12 protein-coding genes and 1 pseudogene are annotated in these 16,491 nt (G+C 68.5%); 9 read left to right on the top strand and 4 right to left on the bottom strand.

The genetic code is table 11. The features are described from left to right. Nucleotides 1–95: 95 nt before the first annotated feature. The 6 genes and pseudogenes from NC4_RS19960 (at nt 96) to NC4_RS19975 (ending at nt 7,179) form a co-directional block, all read left to right on the top strand. A complete protein-coding gene (locus NC4_RS19960; RefSeq protein WP_067540559.1) occupies nt 96–1,028 on the top strand; it encodes a LysR substrate-binding domain-containing protein in 933 nt (310 codons plus the stop codon). Nucleotides 1,029–1,160: 132 nt separating this feature from the next. Then, a complete protein-coding gene (locus tag NC4_RS41695) occupies nt 1,161–2,000 on the top strand; it encodes an FAD-binding oxidoreductase (protein WP_218021233.1) in 840 nt (279 codons plus the stop codon). A 39-nt stretch (nt 2,001–2,039) separates the two neighbouring features. Beyond that, nucleotides 2,040–3,467 carry an FAD-linked oxidase C-terminal domain-containing protein gene (locus NC4_RS41700; RefSeq protein WP_218021234.1) on the top strand — a complete coding sequence of 476 codons (1,428 nt, stop codon included), beginning with the start codon at nt 2,040–2,042 and terminating at the stop codon, nt 3,465–3,467. Nucleotides 3,468–3,503: 36 nt separating this feature from the next. Next, nucleotides 3,504–4,085 carry a heterodisulfide reductase-related iron-sulfur binding cluster gene (locus tag NC4_RS41705; protein WP_218021235.1) on the top strand — a complete coding sequence of 194 codons (582 nt, stop codon included), beginning with the start codon at nt 3,504–3,506 and terminating at the stop codon, nt 4,083–4,085. A 51-nt stretch (nt 4,086–4,136) separates the two neighbouring features. Then, the gene (locus tag NC4_RS19970; RefSeq protein ID WP_067540562.1) at nt 4,137–5,861 is read left to right on the top strand and encodes a thiamine pyrophosphate-dependent enzyme; all 1,725 of its coding nucleotides are present in this window, start codon (nt 4,137–4,139) and stop codon (nt 5,859–5,861) included. A 299-nt stretch (nt 5,862–6,160) separates the two neighbouring features. After that, nucleotides 6,161–7,179: pseudogene (locus NC4_RS19975) on the top strand (alpha/beta hydrolase). Nucleotides 7,180–7,181: 2 nt separating this feature from the next. Here NC4_RS19975 and NC4_RS19980 read toward each other — a convergent pair. From NC4_RS19980 to NC4_RS19990, 3 genes are all read right to left on the bottom strand, one after another. Next, nucleotides 7,182–7,658 (bottom strand): hypothetical protein, encoded by a 477-nt coding sequence (locus NC4_RS19980; RefSeq protein ID WP_157554933.1) that lies wholly within the window; start codon nt 7,656–7,658, stop codon nt 7,182–7,184. 200 nt (nt 7,659–7,858) lie between these two features. Continuing rightward, complete coding sequence (locus tag NC4_RS19985; RefSeq protein WP_067540568.1) at nt 7,859–9,439, bottom strand: hypothetical protein; 1,581 nt, start codon at nt 9,437–9,439, stop codon at nt 7,859–7,861. A gap of 21 nt (nt 9,440–9,460) precedes the next feature. Further along, nucleotides 9,461–11,170 (bottom strand): hypothetical protein, encoded by a 1,710-nt coding sequence (locus NC4_RS19990; RefSeq protein ID WP_157554935.1) that lies wholly within the window; start codon nt 11,168–11,170, stop codon nt 9,461–9,463. Nucleotides 11,171–11,555: 385 nt separating this feature from the next. Here NC4_RS19990 and NC4_RS19995 point away from each other — a divergent pair, with 385 nt between their 5' ends. The 3 genes from NC4_RS19995 (at nt 11,556) to NC4_RS20005 (ending at nt 14,498) form a co-directional block, all read left to right on the top strand. Then, nucleotides 11,556–12,056, top strand: coding sequence for a hypothetical protein (locus tag NC4_RS19995; RefSeq protein WP_067540574.1), 501 nt, complete (start codon nt 11,556–11,558; stop codon nt 12,054–12,056). 125 nt (nt 12,057–12,181) lie between these two features. Continuing rightward, nucleotides 12,182–12,649: a hypothetical protein gene (locus NC4_RS20000; protein ID WP_067540577.1), complete on the top strand. Its 468-nt coding sequence runs from the start codon at nt 12,182–12,184 to the stop codon at nt 12,647–12,649. A 106-nt stretch (nt 12,650–12,755) separates the two neighbouring features. After that, entirely contained in the window at nt 12,756–14,498 is a 1,743-nt protein-coding gene (locus tag NC4_RS20005) for a hypothetical protein (protein ID WP_157554937.1), read from the top strand. A 178-nt stretch (nt 14,499–14,676) separates the two neighbouring features. Here NC4_RS20005 and NC4_RS20010 read toward each other — a convergent pair whose 3' ends face one another. Then, complete coding sequence (locus NC4_RS20010; protein WP_067540583.1) at nt 14,677–16,476, bottom strand: hypothetical protein; 1,800 nt, start codon at nt 16,474–16,476, stop codon at nt 14,677–14,679. Nucleotides 16,477–16,491 lie beyond the last annotated feature (15 nt).

Below are 16,491 nucleotides of genomic sequence, written 5' to 3' on the forward strand. Positions count from 1 at the left end.
CATCGGATCCAGCAATCATCTCAAAAGGCTTCGAACCCGCTGAATATCTCCACAGCAACCTCATGGCATCCATACTTGGCGGTTAGACTCAGCCCGTGGACGTCCCATGTCTCCTCGACGGGCGGCTCAAACTCCGCCATCTGCTGCTCGTCGACGCCCTGAACCGCCAGGGCAGCGTGGTCGGCGCGGCGGCCGAACTCCACATCACCCAGCCCGTCGCCACCCGCTGCCTGCACGAGCTGGAACAGATCCTCGGCGCCGAACTCTACGAACGCGGCCCGCGCGGAGTCACCCCGACCATCTTCGGCGACGCCTTCACCGCGCACGCCCGCGCGGTCATCACCCAGCTCGCCCAGGCCGGACGCCACGTCGCCGAACTGGCCGACGCCGAACGCGGCAGCGTCATCGTCGGAACCCACATCGGCGGCACGATGGGCTGGCTCGCCGACACCATCGCCCTGCTCAAGACCAACCATCCGAGGGTGACGATCACCGTCCGCGAAGGGCCGCCCGCGCAGCTGCAGGTCGAACTCGAGGCGGGCCACATCGATGTCATGGTGGCGCGCGTGCTGCCGCCCACCGAGCAGACCACCACCCGCGACATAATGCGCGGCACCCCTTGCCAACTCGTGGCGCGCGCCGACCATCCGATGGCCGACGCCCGGGACCTCGGGCTCCGCGATCTGATCGACTACCCCTGGGTATTGCCCGGCCGCGGCGTGGCCGTCCGCCGCGAGCTCGAGGACCTGTTCGCCCGCGACGGCATTCCCTGGCCGCAGAATCTGGTGGAGACCAGCTCGTTCCTCGTCATCTACCAGTTGCTACACCAGACCGACATGATCGCCCTGCTCCCCAGAACCGTCATCCCAGCCACCGACACCTATCTCGCACCGCTCCCGGTGACCCTCGATCTGCCCGAATACCGCCTCGGCATCACCCTGCCCGCCGACCGGCCGGTCAACCCGGCCACCCAGGCCTTCATCGACCTCGTCGACAAGGTCACCGCGCAATTCGTCTCCGACGCCTAGTGAATCCGGTCCCCCACCGGAGCAATGCCTTCCGGGCATGGCCACCGCGCGAATACGCATTGGCGCGATGAAGGTTGCCAGCAGGATGCTCGAAGACGGAAGTTCCGCCCGTCGCGATAGGGAAAGGTGCTGATGGTGAGCCTGTTTCAACCGCGTATGACGAGTCCGGCGCCGATCCAGCAGCCCCGCGGCGATTACCCGGACGCTGTTCCGGATCGGCTCGCGGGCGGCACTCCCACCGCGTTGAAGAACGACCTGGAGGCATTGCTGGGCGCGGCGAAGGTTCATACGCGTGCGCTGGATCTGGTGCGATACGCCAGCGATTTCAGCCCATATCGATTGGTGCCTCAGGTGGTGGTGAACCCGCGGAGCCCCGAGGAAGTGGCGGCGGTACTCGACTATGCGAGACGCACCGGGCATACCGTCACCTTCCGGGCCGCGGGGACCAGCGCGAACGGTCAGGCGCTCAGCGACGACATCCTGGTCGACGTCCGCGCGGGCTGGACGGGAGCGACGGTCGAGGACGACGGCAGGCGGTTACGGGTGCGACCCGGTACCACGGTCGGGATGGCCAACGCGATACTGGCACGGCACGGCACCCGTCTGGGACCGGATCCGGCCAGCTCGGCAGCCTGCACGGTGGGCGGCGTCATCGCCGACAATTCCTCCGGTTTCGCCGCCGGGGTGACCCAGACCGCCGCCGTCACACTGCGTTCCGCCACCGTGGTCCTGCCGTCGGGAACCATCGTCGACACCGGCGCGCCCGATGCCGACGAGCGGCTGGCGGCCGCCGCGCCGGAGCTGGTCGCGGAGTTGTCGCGCATCAAGGACGAGATCCGGGCCGACGGCACCCTGTCGGCGCGGATCCGCCACAAGTTCTCGATCAAGAACACCAACGGGTATCGCCTCGACGCCTTTCTGGTCGCCGACACACCGGCGGGGATCCTGACTCGGCTGCTGGTGTGTTCGTAGGGCACCCTCGGATTCGTCGCCGAGGCGGTTTTCGACACCGTGCCGCTGCTTCCCGAGCGCGCCGCCGCCTGGCTGATGTTCGACACCGTGGACGACGCGGCGACGACGGTGCCGAAATTCATGGCGGCGGGCGCACAAGTGGCGGAATTGCTCGACGGCGAGACGCTGCGCTCGATTTCCGTTCTGCCGGAGGGGAAACCGGCGTGGTCCGAGGTCTCGGACAAGGCCGCGGCGCTGCTGGTGGAGGTCCGCGCCGCCGATTCGGCCGCCCTGGCGGCGGCATTACCGGCACTGGAAGCGGTGCTGGCCGATTGCCCGCTCACCGAGCCGGGCCGATTCACCCGCGACAAAGCGGAGATGAACGGGTGCTGGGAGATTCGCGAAGGTCTTGGCGGATTGCTCGGTTTGCAGCGGCCGGTCGGCCACAACATGATCAGCGAGGACGTGTGCGTCCCGCCCAACCGGGTCGCGGAGGCCGTCGCCGATGTGAACGACCTGCTGGCCAAGCACGGCTACCACCCATCGGTACAGGGGCACGCCTCCGCGGGCAATCTGCACTTCTGCCCGATGGTCGATTTCGGCAGCGCCGCCGGCACCGCGGAATACGCCGCGTTCATGGACGACCTCGTCGATCTCATCATCGGCAAATACGACGGCTCGCTGAAGGCCGAGCACGCCACCGGCCGCAAGATCGCTCCCTTCCTGCCCATCGAATGGGGTCCGCGGGCCACCGATCTGATGTGGCGGATCAAGGCGGCATTCGATCCAGGCGGTCTGCTCGCCCCGGATGTGGTGCTCACCCGCGACCCCCAGTTGCATCTGAAGAACCTGCAGTCGATGCCGCATGCGGAGGACACCGTCGAGCACTGCATCGAATGCGGCTTCTGCGAGCACGTCTGCCCGAGCCGCCATCTCACCGTCACGCCACGGCAGCGAATCGTGCTGCGCCGGGAGATGATTCGCCAGGGTGGTGATACGCCGATCCGGCGTGCCCTGCTCGATGAGTACGAGTACGAGGCCGTGGAAACCTGTGCGGGCGACGGCAGTTGCGCCATCGCCTGCCCGGTCGACATCGACACCGGCACGCTGATGAAGACGTATCGGCACAGCGAGCACAGCTCGCGAACGGAAAAGATCGCGCTACTGTTCGCCCGACGCTGGGCGCTCGTGGAACGCATCGCGCGCACCGCCGTGCGACTCGGGCATCTCGCCGGGTCCCGGGTGACGACGGCGATCACCGGTCTGCTGCGCCGGGTGATCAGCACCGAGTTGCTGCCCGCATGGCTGCCGCAGATGCCGCCTGCTGCGAAAGCAGCACTGCCGCAGACGGACCGGGCCACCGCGGTCGCAGTCTACTTTCCCGCCTGCATCAACCGGATCTTCGGCCGCGCCACCGGCGGCGAGCCGGGCCCGAGCCTGCCCGAAGCACTGGTCGCCGTCTCGGCCCGCGCGGGTCTGCCGGTCTAGATCCCCCACGATGTGGCCGGAAACTGTTGTGCCACCGTGTGGCACTCCAAGGGATACGTAGGCGGCAACACCTACATGGCCAACAAGATCGTCGAGAATCTCTGGGAATGGTCCGATTCCGGCCGCCTGCCCGTCGTCGTCGACGCCGCCTCCTGCACCCTCGGCCTGCTCGACGAGGTCACCGGATATCTCACCCCCGAGAATCTGCGGCGGCGAAACGCGATGACCGTCATGGATGCCACCGTCTGGGCCCGGGACCGGCTGCTGCCCGCACTGACGTTGCGGGAGAAGCTGAATCGCGTCGCGGTGCACCCCACGTGCTCCACCCGGCACCTGAAGATCGACGGCGCGCTGACCGATCTCGCCGCGGCGCTCGCGCACGAGGTCGTCGTGCCCGACACCGCGACCTGCTGCGGCTTCGCCGACGATCGCGGCTTCCTGCACCCGGAACTGACCGACTCCGCCACCCGCGACGAGGTCACCGAACTCGGCGATCGACGATTCGACGCGTACCTGTGCAACAACCGAACCTGCGAAATCGGCCTCGAGCGCGCCACCGGCGGCGGTTACGAGTCCTTCGTCTACCTGCTGGAAACCCTGACCCGCCAACAGTCCTGACCCGGCCCGCCGTGCGCGGGATGAAGCTACGCGTGAGAGAAGACCGCGACCATGACCATGACTGTCGCCGAAGCGCTATGGAACATGCTGGTCTCGGCCGGCGTCCGACGGTGCTACGGGATCGTGGGCGACTCGCTGAACCCCCTCATCGACGCCCTGCGCCGCGACGGCCGCGTGGAATTCGTGCACGACCGCCACGAGGAGGCGGGCGTGTTCGCGGCCGTCGCGGAGGCGTCGCTGACCGGGCAACCGGTCGCCGTGTGCGGCACGGCGGGGCCCGGCTCGATGCACCTGCCGTCCGGATTGATGGACGCCCGCCGCGAGTACGCGCCGATCATCGCGATCTCGGGCGACACCACGACAGCGCTGATGGACACCTGGACCGCCGAGGATCTCAACACCTACGACGCGTTCTCGGCCGTGTCGCTGTACACCGGCCGGATCGTGAACCCCGCGCAGACGCGCGCGGTCGTCCAGCGCGCCGTCCAGACCGCGGTGACCGAACCGGGGCCGGTGGTGATCGCCGTCGCCCCGGATATCGCGGTGAGCCCGGTCCCGAAAGGGAAATATGTTGCCGCGCTGAACAGTCCGCCCGTGCTGCGCCCCGCGGAGGCCGACCTGCGCGATCTGGCCGCCCGGCTGAACGCGGCGAAGAGCGTCACGATCTTCGGCGGCGACGGGTGCCGCGACGCGCACGACGAAGTGGTCGCCTTGTCCGAGCGGCTCCGCGCCCCCGTGGCCTTCACCTACCGCGGCAAGCAGTGGCTGGAATGGGACAACCCCAATGCGGTCGGCATGACCGGCCTGCTCGGCTGGGGCGGCGCGTACGAGGCCATGCACCACTGCGATCTGTGCCTGCTGCTCGGCACCGACTTCCCGTTCACCGACTTCCTCCCGGACAAGCCGGTGAAGGTGCAGATCGACCGGCACCCGGCCAATCTCGCGCGCCGCACCCCGGTGGACCTCGCATTGGTCGGCGATATCAAGGACACCGTCACCGCGCTGCTGCCCTTGGTCGGGGAGAAGACCGACGGCGCCCATCTGCACCGGGCGCTCACGGCAACGGCCAAGTGGCGCAAGCGCATGGGCCGATACGTCGATCGCGGGCCCGAGATCCGGCCGATCCGACCCGAATACCTGGTGTCGGCCATCGACGAACACGCGTCCGCCGACGCCGTTTTCACCTGCGATGTCGGTACCGCCAACATCTGGACCGCACGCTATCTGTCCGCCGGACGCCATCGGCGACTGCTCACCTCCTACAGCTGGGGGTCGATGGCCATCGGCATGCCCAAGGCCATCGGGGCCGCGCTGGCCGCCCCGGGCCGGCAGGTGATCGCCCTGTGCGGCGACGGCGGCCTGTCCATGCTCATGGGCGATCTGCTGACCATCGCCGCCCGTCGGCTGCCGGTGAAACTGTTGGTGCTCAACAACTCCCGGCTCGACTTCGTGCACATCGAAATGGAGGAGGCCGGGCTGCAACCCCATGGCACCGATTTCGACGATGTCGACTACGCCCGCATCGCCGACGCCATGGGCATCCCCGGGCAGCGGGCGGAGGATCCCGCGACCCTGAGCGCGAACGTCGCCTGGCTGCTCGAAACCCCCGGACCCGCGCTGCTGGACGTGGTGGTCGAGCAGCACGCGCTCAGCCTGCCGCCGCACGTGGGCATCGGCCTGGCCGAGGGGTTCGCGCTGAGCATGGCCAAGCAGGCCATCAACGGCAACCTCGACGAGGTCATCGACACCGTCAAGAACAACGTCCGGCTGCTTTAGGCACGAGACCATGAAAATGCTTGCGCGCCAGGCGAATCCGCTCCGCGCACGGTGGCAGTTCGACTTGGCGGCGGTCCCGCCGACCGCACCGCCGCGCGTGGCAGCCGCCGTCGGGCCGCCCCTGGCGCTGGCGGCGGCGACGGGCCGGGTCTCCCGGCACCGGCGCGCCACCCCGGCACTGGCATGCTCGTGGGATAGCCTCGGGCCGATTTCGACATTCCGGATCGGCATCGAACGGAGGTTGGCCGCGAGTGATCGGTCGTCGCGTCACGACGGTACTGGCCTGTGCCGTCTGGGCCATGGCATCGGTGGCCGGCACTTCGCCACGGGCGCATGCCGAGAACGACCCGATCGTCACGTCGCGCAATCTGCTCGGCGCCGCCGTCGCACCGGACGGCTCGGTCATCGTCTCCGCGGAACTGCTGCCCGACGATCGGACCATTGTGCTCGCCGTCCGCTCGACGGCCATGAGCAAGGACATCACCGTGGTCGTGCAGCGGCCGGCGGACGCCCCGGCGCCCCGGCGCCCCGGCCGACGCTGTATCTGCTCAATGGCGCGGGCGGCGGCGAGGACACCGCCACCTGGAAGCACAACACCGACGCGCTGGCATTCCTGGCCACCAAGAACGTGAACGTCGTTCAGGTGATCGGCGGCGCGTGGAGCTATTACACCGATTGGCGCGCACCGGATCCCGTGCTCGGGGTGAACAAGTGGAAGACCTTCTTCACCGAGGAGCTTCCGCCGCTGCTCGATACCGCCCTGGGCGCCAATGGAATCAACGCCATCGCGGGGCTCTCGACCTCGGGCACGTCGGTGCTGGCCTTGCCGATCGCCAAGCCCGGACTGTATCGCGCGGTCGCGGCGTACAGCGGCTGCGCCCAGATCAGCGATCCGGCCGGATACGCCTTCGTCAATCTGGCCGTGCACGATTGGGGCGGCGGAAACACCGTGAACATGTACGGCCCGCAAGATGATCCGATGTGGGCGGCCAACGACCCCTACGTCCACGCCGATCAGTTGCGCGGGCTGGAGTTGTTCATCTCCAGCGGCACCGGGATACCCGGCAAGTACGACGCCCTGGACGGGCCGTACGCCTTGCCGGGCATCGGCGGGCTACTCAATCAGATCGCGGTCGGCGGCGTCATCGAGGCGGCCGTGGACTGGTGCAGCCACAATCTACGAGCCCGGCTGGATCAGCTCGGCATCCCCGCCACCTATGACTTCCCGCCCGCGGGCACGCACTCCTGGGGTTACTGGCAGGACGCGCTGCACCAGTCGTGGCCGGTCCTGGCCAAGGGTCTCGAACTGGCCGACTGATCTCAATACCACCACCACCAGGGACCGGTGGTGGCGTCCGCCGCCGCGGTGCTGCCCGCCCCCGCGGCCATGCTGCCGGTACCGGCCGCGACACTGCCGGGATCGCCGGTGACGATGCCGCTGCCGGTCACCGCGCTGCCCACCGCCGCGCTACCGGCTCCCGCCGCGGCGCTGCCCGCGCCCGCGCCCGCGATGCCGACCAGAGCGGCCGCGGCGGCGGCGCCCACCGCCGCCAGCGCGACCTGGGTCGGATCGGGCGGCGGCGGAGGAGGCGGAGTAGCGGCGTCGGGCGCCGGGGCGGGGGACGCCGGAGCGTCCACGGCCTGGCCGAGTCCGAGTGATGTTCCCGGTGGCGGCGGCGGGACCGCCGCGTTCGCCGCCGCGGCGGATCCGAGGATCGCCGCGATGCTCACCGCCGCGACCACTCCGGCCGCCGCCATCCTTCTGCGTACGGCGATCGACCACACAGCTCCGGTCATTTCGACACTTCCTCTCTGTCAGGTCAGCGCCGGCTTCACGACCTATGCCGGTTCCGCACTCCATGGTTGGCGGGTCGGCCACCGCGACCAATGCGTATCGGTGTCCGAGATATACGGGAACGGGCATAGCACTCCGTATTCGGGCGAAAGGCCGGACCGGCATCACCGAACGATGTGGCCTGGTTCACACCACAGGTAGGTCAGGAAGGCCGAGGCAATTGGGCGGTCACGAAGTTCGCGACCGCCGCCGCGACCGGTTCCGCCGCACCGTCACGCGAGGCGCCGGTCACCACGTCCTGGTGGGTGTAGCCGCGGGCGCAGACCGTGTCGGCGGGCAGCAGGCCGAGTCGCGGATAGAGATCCATTTGCAGGCTCGCGTCGCCGATGACGGTGAGCGTCGGCTTGGCGCGCACTTGCGACTCGTAGCGCAGATCGCCGAAATCGGCCGCGCTGGAACGATCTCCGCCGAACGCACCGGCCAGGTCGAGGAAGAAGCGGGTGCTGTAGCAGGGGTTCACGTAGCCGAGCGACCCGCTGACCAGTGACAGCTGACGGGCCAGATCCCCGATGTCCACGCGCCCGCCGGGCCGCCAGCCGTAGAGGCGATCCGGATCGACGGGCGCGCCGCGTTGCGCGGTGCCGAGCAGTCCGGCCAGCGGGCCGTGCTCCCGGCTGGGCAGCGGAAAGGTCTTGGGCGCGGTCGGACCGTCGAATTCGCCGATGCCGGTCTGCAGAATACTGATATTGGCGCTGCTGTCGCCCAACAGCGCGCCGAGGAAGGCGTCGCCGGTCAGCATTTCGGGGTACGAGGCGGCGTACAGCGGGCGGGCGGCGGGGTTCGACGAGCCGTTGGCGATCATTCGCCGGTGCAGATCGGTCTCCTGCGGTCCCGCGCCGAGCCCGGCGATGGGCAGCAGGGTCACCGCCTTCGAACCGATGCCCGGCACGCCCGCGAAGGTCGTCGGCAGCGTTCCCGCGCGCATGGCCGCGACCGCCTCGAGGTAACCGCGGCTGTGCACCGCGTCGGCGGCGATCTGGAAGACCGGATTCGCGCCCAGGCCGAGCCAGTCGGTATTGATCAGGCCGTCGAGCCCGAAGAAGCCCGCGCACAGCGTGTGCCCCGGGGTGCCGCCGAAATCCCACGCGCCGAAGGCCGCCGTCGCCAGCGCACCGTCGGCGTGACCTCCGCAGAGCACTCGGCTGGAACGGAATTCGGCGGAAGGCAGCTGCGTGGTGAGCACCGTGTATTCGTCGTGCGCCATCTGGCGCAGGCCGATGTCGGCCAGGAAGTTCCCCGGCCGGAATCCGGCGAAGCGTTTGCCGTCGATCTCCGCGCCGCCGTAGTAGTAGTCGAACGCCCGCCCGGCGTCACCGGTTTGCAGGCCGGTGTTGTCGAATGCGCAGCCGCTGCGTTGCGGCAGCGACCACCACTCGGCCCGCTTCCCACGATTTCGCAAGTCCCCCAGGGTGGTACGTGCGATCCGGTCCATCGAGAACGCGCCCATGAACGCCGCGGGCTGCGCCACCAGCACGGCATCGGCCCGCTGCGGGTCGGCCGGGCCGTCCGCGAGCCGGTAGCGCAGGTATTCGATATCGTCGCAGGCGGCCGGACGCGGCCCCGCCGATTCCGGCAGCGGATCATGCAACCGCACGCGACTCGTCTCGATCCCGTCGGACACCGACAGCACCGCGGCGGCAGTCTCGGCCCGGGCGGGCGCGCACCCCGCGCCGCCGACGACGAGCGCGCCGATGAGCAACGCTGGCAAGAACTTTCGCTCCATGGTCTCCTCGAACCGGACGGGCTATCGGTTGGGCCGACCGGCGGAGAGCGGCGTGTCCAGCACGAAGTCGGTGATGTTCGCGACCGTGCATTCCGGTGCGCCGCTGGCGGTCCGTTGCGCCGGGCTGAGCACATCGGTGTGGGTGTAGCCGTAGCACCAGGCGATATCGGTGCGCGGCGTGGACGGGCGCATCACATCGGCCAGCTGCAATTGATAGCGGACATTGCTGTCGGTGCCCAGCACCCACAACGCGGGTTTGGCCTGCGCCTCCCGCTCGAACCGGAGCGCGGCCAGATCACCGCTGCGCGTTCCGGTCAGGGCCAGCGCGGTGTCGGTGAGGAATTTGACCGCGTATCCCTGCTCGATCGCGCCGTAGGCGTAGGGACTGGCCAATTGCCGTGCCCAGTCGTGGATGTCGACCGACTCCAGCTCCGGCGAGGTGTAGGGCAGTCCGGCGACGTCGTCGTAGTCGCGCCAGGTGTAGAGAGAGTCGTGGTCGGTCGGCCCGACCCGGTTGTGCACGCCGAAGAACGACACCAGCGGCCGCACCGGCGTGAGCTGCGCCCACCAGTCCGGAGTCGGGTGCGTCTTGTGCGTCACCGGCCCTTCCAGACCGCCGACGCTGGCCTGCAACAGGGCGATCGGACTGGTGTTGTTGTCCACCAGCACACCGAACAGCGCCTCATTGGTGAATCGGAACGACCACAGCTGGTTCTGCCCGGTGACGAAGTCGAGGGCGTCGTTGGACCAGTTGCGCAGGATCAGTTCCAGCGTCGGGTCGCGCGGAATCAGCCGTAGCACATCGGATTCCGCATCGGGCTGCTGATACGCCGCCTGCGCCGCGATGGCCACCAGGGTGGCGAATTCCGCTGTGCCGCCGAATGATCCGAAGTTGAGCGAACTCGGGAAGACGCCGGAGGTCACGATCGGGTTCAGCACGGCCTGCTGGACGCCGCCGAACGCCTCCAGCGCGAACGACAGGGCCGGATCCTCGGAAATCCCCGCCACATCGGCCTTGTCCACCGTATCCAGGCCGATGAACGCCTTACACTGGTCCAGGCCGCGCCCCCCGTCACCGAAATCCCAGGCGGCGAAGTCGCCCACGGCGAGGCCGCCGTGGGAATGCCCGCCGCAATAGACTTTCTCGGCGCGGAAGTTCGCGTCCGGCAACTCGCGGGTCAGCAGGGTGTACTGGTCGCGCACGTTCTCCCGCAGGCCCCAGTCCTTCAGGAAACTCAGCTGAGTGTAGGCCGGCCAGCCCGCGAACCTGCGGCCGCCGATCTCCGCACCGCGATAGTAGTAGTCGATCGCCCGGTGGTAATCGCCTGTCCACCAGCCTTCTTCGATGCCGGTCATATCGGCGACGCAGGACGGCCGCCGATCGTAGGACCACCATTCCGCGAGCGTGCCGCGCTCCCGCAGCGCCCGCAGTTCGGCGCGGGCGATCCCGTCCATCGACACGGCGCCGGCGTTCGCGCCCGGCTGCATGACGAATACCCGGTCGGCCTGCTGCGGATCCGCGGGCGCGTCGGCGAATCGGTAACGCAGATAGGTGATTTCGTCGCAGGCCGCCGGTCGCGGGCCCATCGAGGCGGGCAGCGGATCGTCCAGACGCACCTCGCTCACCACGATGCCGTCGTCCCGCTCCAGCACGACCTCGGTCCGCCCGGAATCCGATTCCGCACGAGCAGGCCACTGCAGCGACGCCAGCACCCCCATCGCCGCCAGCATCGCCAGAATTCCTCGCCGCACCTTCGCCGCCACTCCTGCTGTCCGGGACAGATAACGGCTCCACGCTAGATCTCCCGATGCGGCGCTTCGCGCCAATTCATGGACACCTCACGCCAACGGCGACGGCGGTGGCGCCCTGATCGCGACCCCAGCGTGAGCGATACCTTCCGGGCATGGCCGCCGCAGAAATACGCATTGGCGTATTGACGGTTGCTAGCGGGATGCTCTTACACAGAAATTCACCACCTGTGGACGCGACACCCACCGCGAACAAGTTCGCTGATTGATAGCTCATTGACATGGAGTTGTCCTATTGTTGTCTCCGTTCAGTGGCTGTCAGCGCTTCACCAGGATCCATCGTCGATCAAAGGAGAAGGTACTCCCCATGAAACGCACTCCGCACTTCGCGGCCGCGGCCTGCGCCGTCGCCACAGCTGTCGCCCCGCTCGTGTTCTTCGCGCCGTCGGCCGCCGCGGACTCGGCAACCTGCAGCGGCGGGCAACTGCACTTCGCCACCTCGCCCATCGGCATGAACTCCGCGCCGGTGAACGGAACCTTCAACGGCACCGTCGACGGCTGCGGCGTCAAGACCTTCCACGGCGACTTCACCGGCACCGCCAGCTGCTGGGACACCCAGGTGAATATCAATGGCGTCCTCACCTGGGACGACGGGCAGACCAGCACCGTCTCCGGCCCCTGGCACGTCCCCGGCGGCATGGCACCGCCCCCGGTCACCAACACTGTCCCCATCACGGACGGCAGGGGTGCGGGCGGATCGGTCACCGTGAGCGAGGCGGGCATCGACGCCGGCGCGGTCGCCGGGCCCTGTATGGCGGGATCGGCCCGCGACCTCTCCATCCAGATCACCAGCCTCCAAGTCAACTGAACCGGCTGTCCCGTGGGGCCCGCGCCATTCGGCACGGGCCCCACGGGCTTTCGCCCGGACTCTCGTGGCCGCCGACCGGATACGATTGCTCGATGTGTGCCGACGCAACGAGCAATGAACTCGCAGTGAGCTGGGCCGCCGGCCCGTATGCCACCATCCCGCTGATCGAAGAAATGTACGAGGCGGCCCGGACACCGATTCCTGAACTGCGATCGCATGCGCCCGAGCTGGGAACGGTGGCCGCTCGGCGCGCCGGGCAACTCGTCGGTTGGGCCACCGTATATCCCGCAACACCCGGTCCGGCGATCGTGCAGCACCTCTACCTCCCTCGCGAAATACACCGTCTCACACAAGGTTTCTACGACGACGAGCCCCCGACCGCCGAGGAGCGCGAACTCGTAGTCGCGCTCTACCGCCGCGCCGCCGAGCACGCCCGCGCCGCCGGCCTGCGAGCGCTCGAGTGGGGCGATGCCGATCAGGGCCCCGGCCACGACGCCACGATGACGCTGGGAGCGCGCGCCGTAGAGGTCGAGAAGGCGTCCGCCCTGGGCCTGTCATGGCGCGAACACGTCCGCTACCGCCTCGACCTGTAAGCCCCATTTCGGGCGGGCGACAGCACCGGACAAGATCTTGATCGAATACGTCAGTGGTTCACCGACCGGTGTCCGGGCGGTATCACGGCGGCTAGGTTGACGCGGTATGGCCATTTCGACAGGCACCCGACGGCATGTTTCGGCCGCGCGTGGGCTGCTCCCCGCATTGATGGTCACGGTGGGCGTCGCCGGACTGGGCGTGATGCCGACGAGTGCGCGGGCCGACGAGCCGGGGCGGGTCGAGGTGCCGGTAGAGACGCGCGGCGATATCTCGGTCAGTGCGGTCACCTGGGATGCGCCGCTGCCGGAGGGGACCGCGGCGCATCCGGCCGCCTGCGATACGTTGTCGTTCCTGCGGTTCCGGTTCACCGACGGTCCGGCGGATGCGGCCGAGGCCGACGCGGTGATCAGTGCGCAGCCGGGCAATATCGGCGGCCCCAGTTCGCTGAGCACGCTGGCGATCTCGACGCTGCGCAAACTGCGGGACGCCGGGGAGACCGCGGAATACTGGTCGATGGCCAGGCGGCCGGTGTGCATGGAGGACCGCAGCGCGATGGACGCCGCCAACCGGGCCCAGGACTACCACGTGGCGCTGGACTACTACTTCGGCGGCAAACCCGTTGACGGTCGGTCATTTTCGGGCTGGGCGGATAACTCCCGGCAGCGCTGGCTGGGTGATTACGGATTGCGGCAGACCATCGAGGACTGGCATTTCATCAACAGCCGCGAGATGCCCTCTGCCGCCGACCGCAAGGCCAAGATGTTCATCTCCGGGCATTCGCTGGGCGGGCCGCTGTCCGCCGATTACGGGCAGTGGGACTTCCCCGACGGCCCGGGATTCCTGCAGACCGCGGGCGTCATCGGCGTGGACGGCCCGATTCGATCCGATCCCTTCCTGACCAATCAGCTCGGGCTGCGCGGGCTCGCCGATGCGTACGCCATGATCGGCATGCCGCTCGCGAACGCGGCGTTCCAATCCGGAATCGCACCGGAATCAACACAGTTCGGCGTGGCCAACACCGGTGACCTGTTCAACCTGATCGCGATCGCGGGCATCGCGGCGCGCTATCAGCCCGACGCGGAAAGCGATATCCCCCGCGCCATTCCACGCACACCGTTCTGGGATCTGTTGCTGGGCACGCTCTTTCCCGGCGGACCCGACTTCCGGGACTGGCGGCTGACGAACGCGGCCGTGCTGGGCGCGCTCATCGGCAGGAACTCCATGCCCTCGAACGGCGTGCAGGCGGGCTTCGGCATCTTCGACGGCCCCTTGGTGGAAAAGCGCGTGATCATCCCGCCGGAACTCACCCAACTACCCGTCATAGGAACCTTTTTCGGCGTGGTGTCCGCGCACCGGCTGGTCCGCCCCGCCGACCCGACCGGCCGCCTCAACGGCTGGCTGAACTACGACCAACTCCACCTCGCAGACAACGGCGGCGCACCCTACACCACACCCGAAGAGCAGGTCGCCGACACCGCCGACGTCGCCGCCGATATCGGCGCGGCACCGCTCGGCTACACCACCGCCTACGACTCGAACCGCCAGCTGACCGACATGGTCTTCGCCGGAACCGGTTACCGCGGCGGCGATCTCGCCGCACTGCGCTACACCGACTACCTCGACCACCTGCCCAACACCACCATCATCGGCGACATCTGGCGCCCCTACCAGAACCTCGGCCCGTCACTGGGCCTGCCCTGGCTGCAATTCGGCCAGCCCGCCTCCGCGCTCTACGCCGAGCACTACAGCCACTTGGACATGATCGCCGGCGCGGAACGCCAGAACAACGGACTACCGGAGCCGGTCAGCCGCACCTCCGCCGATTTCGTCCTCGGCGTCCTGGGCTGAACCCCAGTCATTCCCGCGCGACCCACCCCGTCACTCCGGCGCGACCCACCTCGTCATTCCGGCGTGCTTTTGGCCGGAATCCGTCGCCCCGGTGTGGATCCCGGCCAAAAGCATGCCGGGATGACCGAATGGGTGCTCAGCCTTCCACCGACCGAGGACCGAATGGGTGCTCAGGATTTCACCGGCCGATGGTGCGCTGGATGAATCCAGCGGTGTTCCACATGACTTGGTCGGGGGTGCCGTCGTTCTGGACGGCGGCGGCGTTGATCATGTCGGAATGGCTGTAGTGGTCGATGAGGAGGGCGTCGGGTTCGATGAAGCCGGGGATCCAGCGGAATTTGCCCCAGAGTTGGGCGCTGACCATTTGGATGCCGGGGACGCGGGTGCGGAAGTCCTCGAAGCGGATGAACCGGAAGTCGCCGGAGCGGTCGCCGGCCAGCATGAAGAGTTCGTCGGTGTACTGCTTCGCCGAGACGTACGGTTCGAGGTAGCCGAGGCGTCCGGTGCCGCAGGCGCGGGCGATTTGCGTTGCGTCACAATGTTCTTCGACCGTCGAGTCCATGGGTCGGCCGTCCGCGCTGAGATGGGGGAAGGCGAAGGGGTCGCCGATGTGGTTGTAGTTGCGCCAGGTGTAGAGGTGGGTGGTGCTGGTCGGGGTGAAGCGAGGCTGCCAGGTGAGGAAGCTGGTGGCCCAGCCGATGAGAGGAATCCCGTTGAAGTCGGGGCCGATCGGGAATTTCCGTTCGGCCAGCGGGCCGCCGTCGAGGGTGCCGAAGTTGGGGGCGGCCAGGGCGAAGGGCAGGCCCTGGCCGTCGAAGATGCTGCCCAGGACGGCCATATTGGTCATGCGGAAGTCGCGGAAGCCGGTCTGCTGGGTGAGCATGTTGACCGGGTCGCCGCCGAAGAAGATGCGGCCCAGCAGTTCCCACTTCCAGTTCCGTGGCAACTCGCGCGGGAAGATGCTCTCCTCGTCGGGCGCGAAGCGCGCGGCGAGGCCGAAGATATTGAGCATGGCCCCGATTTCGGCCGCCGGGGTGGGGACGAGGTCCTTGGGGACCAGGCCGTCGAAGATATTGGGCAGTGCGACGGTGCGCGGCAGCACGCCCAGGCGCGGCCCCTCGTTCACCGCTCCGACGGGCAACTGGCCCAGCGGGCCGTCCCAGCCCATGCGGATCGCCTCGGACAAGCCCGGAATATGGTCGGGGGCAAGGCGGATCGGAAGCGGCCCGTCGAAGCTGACGTATCCGGCGGCCTGCCCGCAGCCCGCCTCCGTGACATCGCCGCGATCGCCGAAATCCCAGGCCAGGTAGAGCGCGGTGATCTGGCCGCCGTAGGAGTGCCCGCCCACGAACAGCTTCCGCCGCCGCACCAGCGGGTCAGGGATTTCGTGACTGTTGATAAAGTGCCAGTCCTCCATGACCCGCCGCAGCCCGACATCGGCGAGCACGTTGGCTCGCTCACCGGTGAGGGTGAACCCGTCAAAGGTGCGGCCGTTCACCGGCTGGCCGCGGAAGTAGTAGTCGTAGGCGACCCGATAGTCCCGCGCGGCGACCGCGGCCTCGAATCCGGTGGCGTCCTTGGCCGTATTGTCGCGACGGTCCATCACCCAGAACTCGGCGTGGATTCCCCTGGTGGCGAGTTCGCGAACGGTGTTGCGCACCAGTGGATCCAGCGACGCCGGGCCTTCGGCGGCTCCGGCCTGGGTGGAGAGCACCGCGTCCGCCGCGGCCGGGTCGCCGGGACCGCCGGACCAGCGGTAGCGCAGGAAGCTCAGGTAGTCGCATTCGGGCGGGTGCGGCAGCGCGTCGGCGGGCATGGGCGCGTACCAGGTGACCTCGGAGACGAGGACGCCGTCATCGTTCTCCAGGATGTCCTCGGTGCGCCCGGGGGCCGGGTCGGCCGCGGCGGACCGGCCGGCGGCGAGCAGGGCTCCTGCGGCGAGGCCGCCGGCGAGCAGGGTACGGCGAGTGATGTCCACGAATCCTCCGTCAGC

It is taken from the genome of Nocardia crassostreae (assembly GCF_001613405.1).
Taxonomy (GTDB): domain Bacteria; phylum Actinomycetota; class Actinomycetes; order Mycobacteriales; family Mycobacteriaceae; genus Nocardia; species Nocardia crassostreae.

What these genes read in the sequence shown, in the direction of transcription:
- NC4_RS41695 (WP_218021233.1), top strand. Translation starts at nt 1,161, where the DNA reads ATGGTGAGCCTGTTTCAACCGCGTATGACGAGTCCGGCGCCGATCCAG.
- NC4_RS19970 (WP_067540562.1), top strand. Translation starts at nt 4,137, where the DNA reads ATGACCATGACTGTCGCCGAAGCGCTATGGAACATGCTGGTCTCGGCC.
- NC4_RS19980 (WP_157554933.1), bottom strand. Translation starts at nt 7,658, where the DNA reads ATGACCGGAGCTGTGTGGTCGATCGCCGTACGCAGAAGGATGGCGGCG.
- NC4_RS19985 (WP_067540568.1), bottom strand. Translation starts at nt 9,439, where the DNA reads ATGGAGCGAAAGTTCTTGCCAGCGTTGCTCATCGGCGCGCTCGTCGTC.
- NC4_RS19990 (WP_157554935.1), bottom strand. Translation starts at nt 11,170, where the DNA reads ATGCTGGCGGCGATGGGGGTGCTGGCGTCGCTGCAGTGGCCTGCTCGT.
- NC4_RS19995 (WP_067540574.1), top strand. Translation starts at nt 11,556, where the DNA reads ATGAAACGCACTCCGCACTTCGCGGCCGCGGCCTGCGCCGTCGCCACA.
- NC4_RS20005 (WP_157554937.1), top strand. Translation starts at nt 12,756, where the DNA reads ATGGCCATTTCGACAGGCACCCGACGGCATGTTTCGGCCGCGCGTGGG.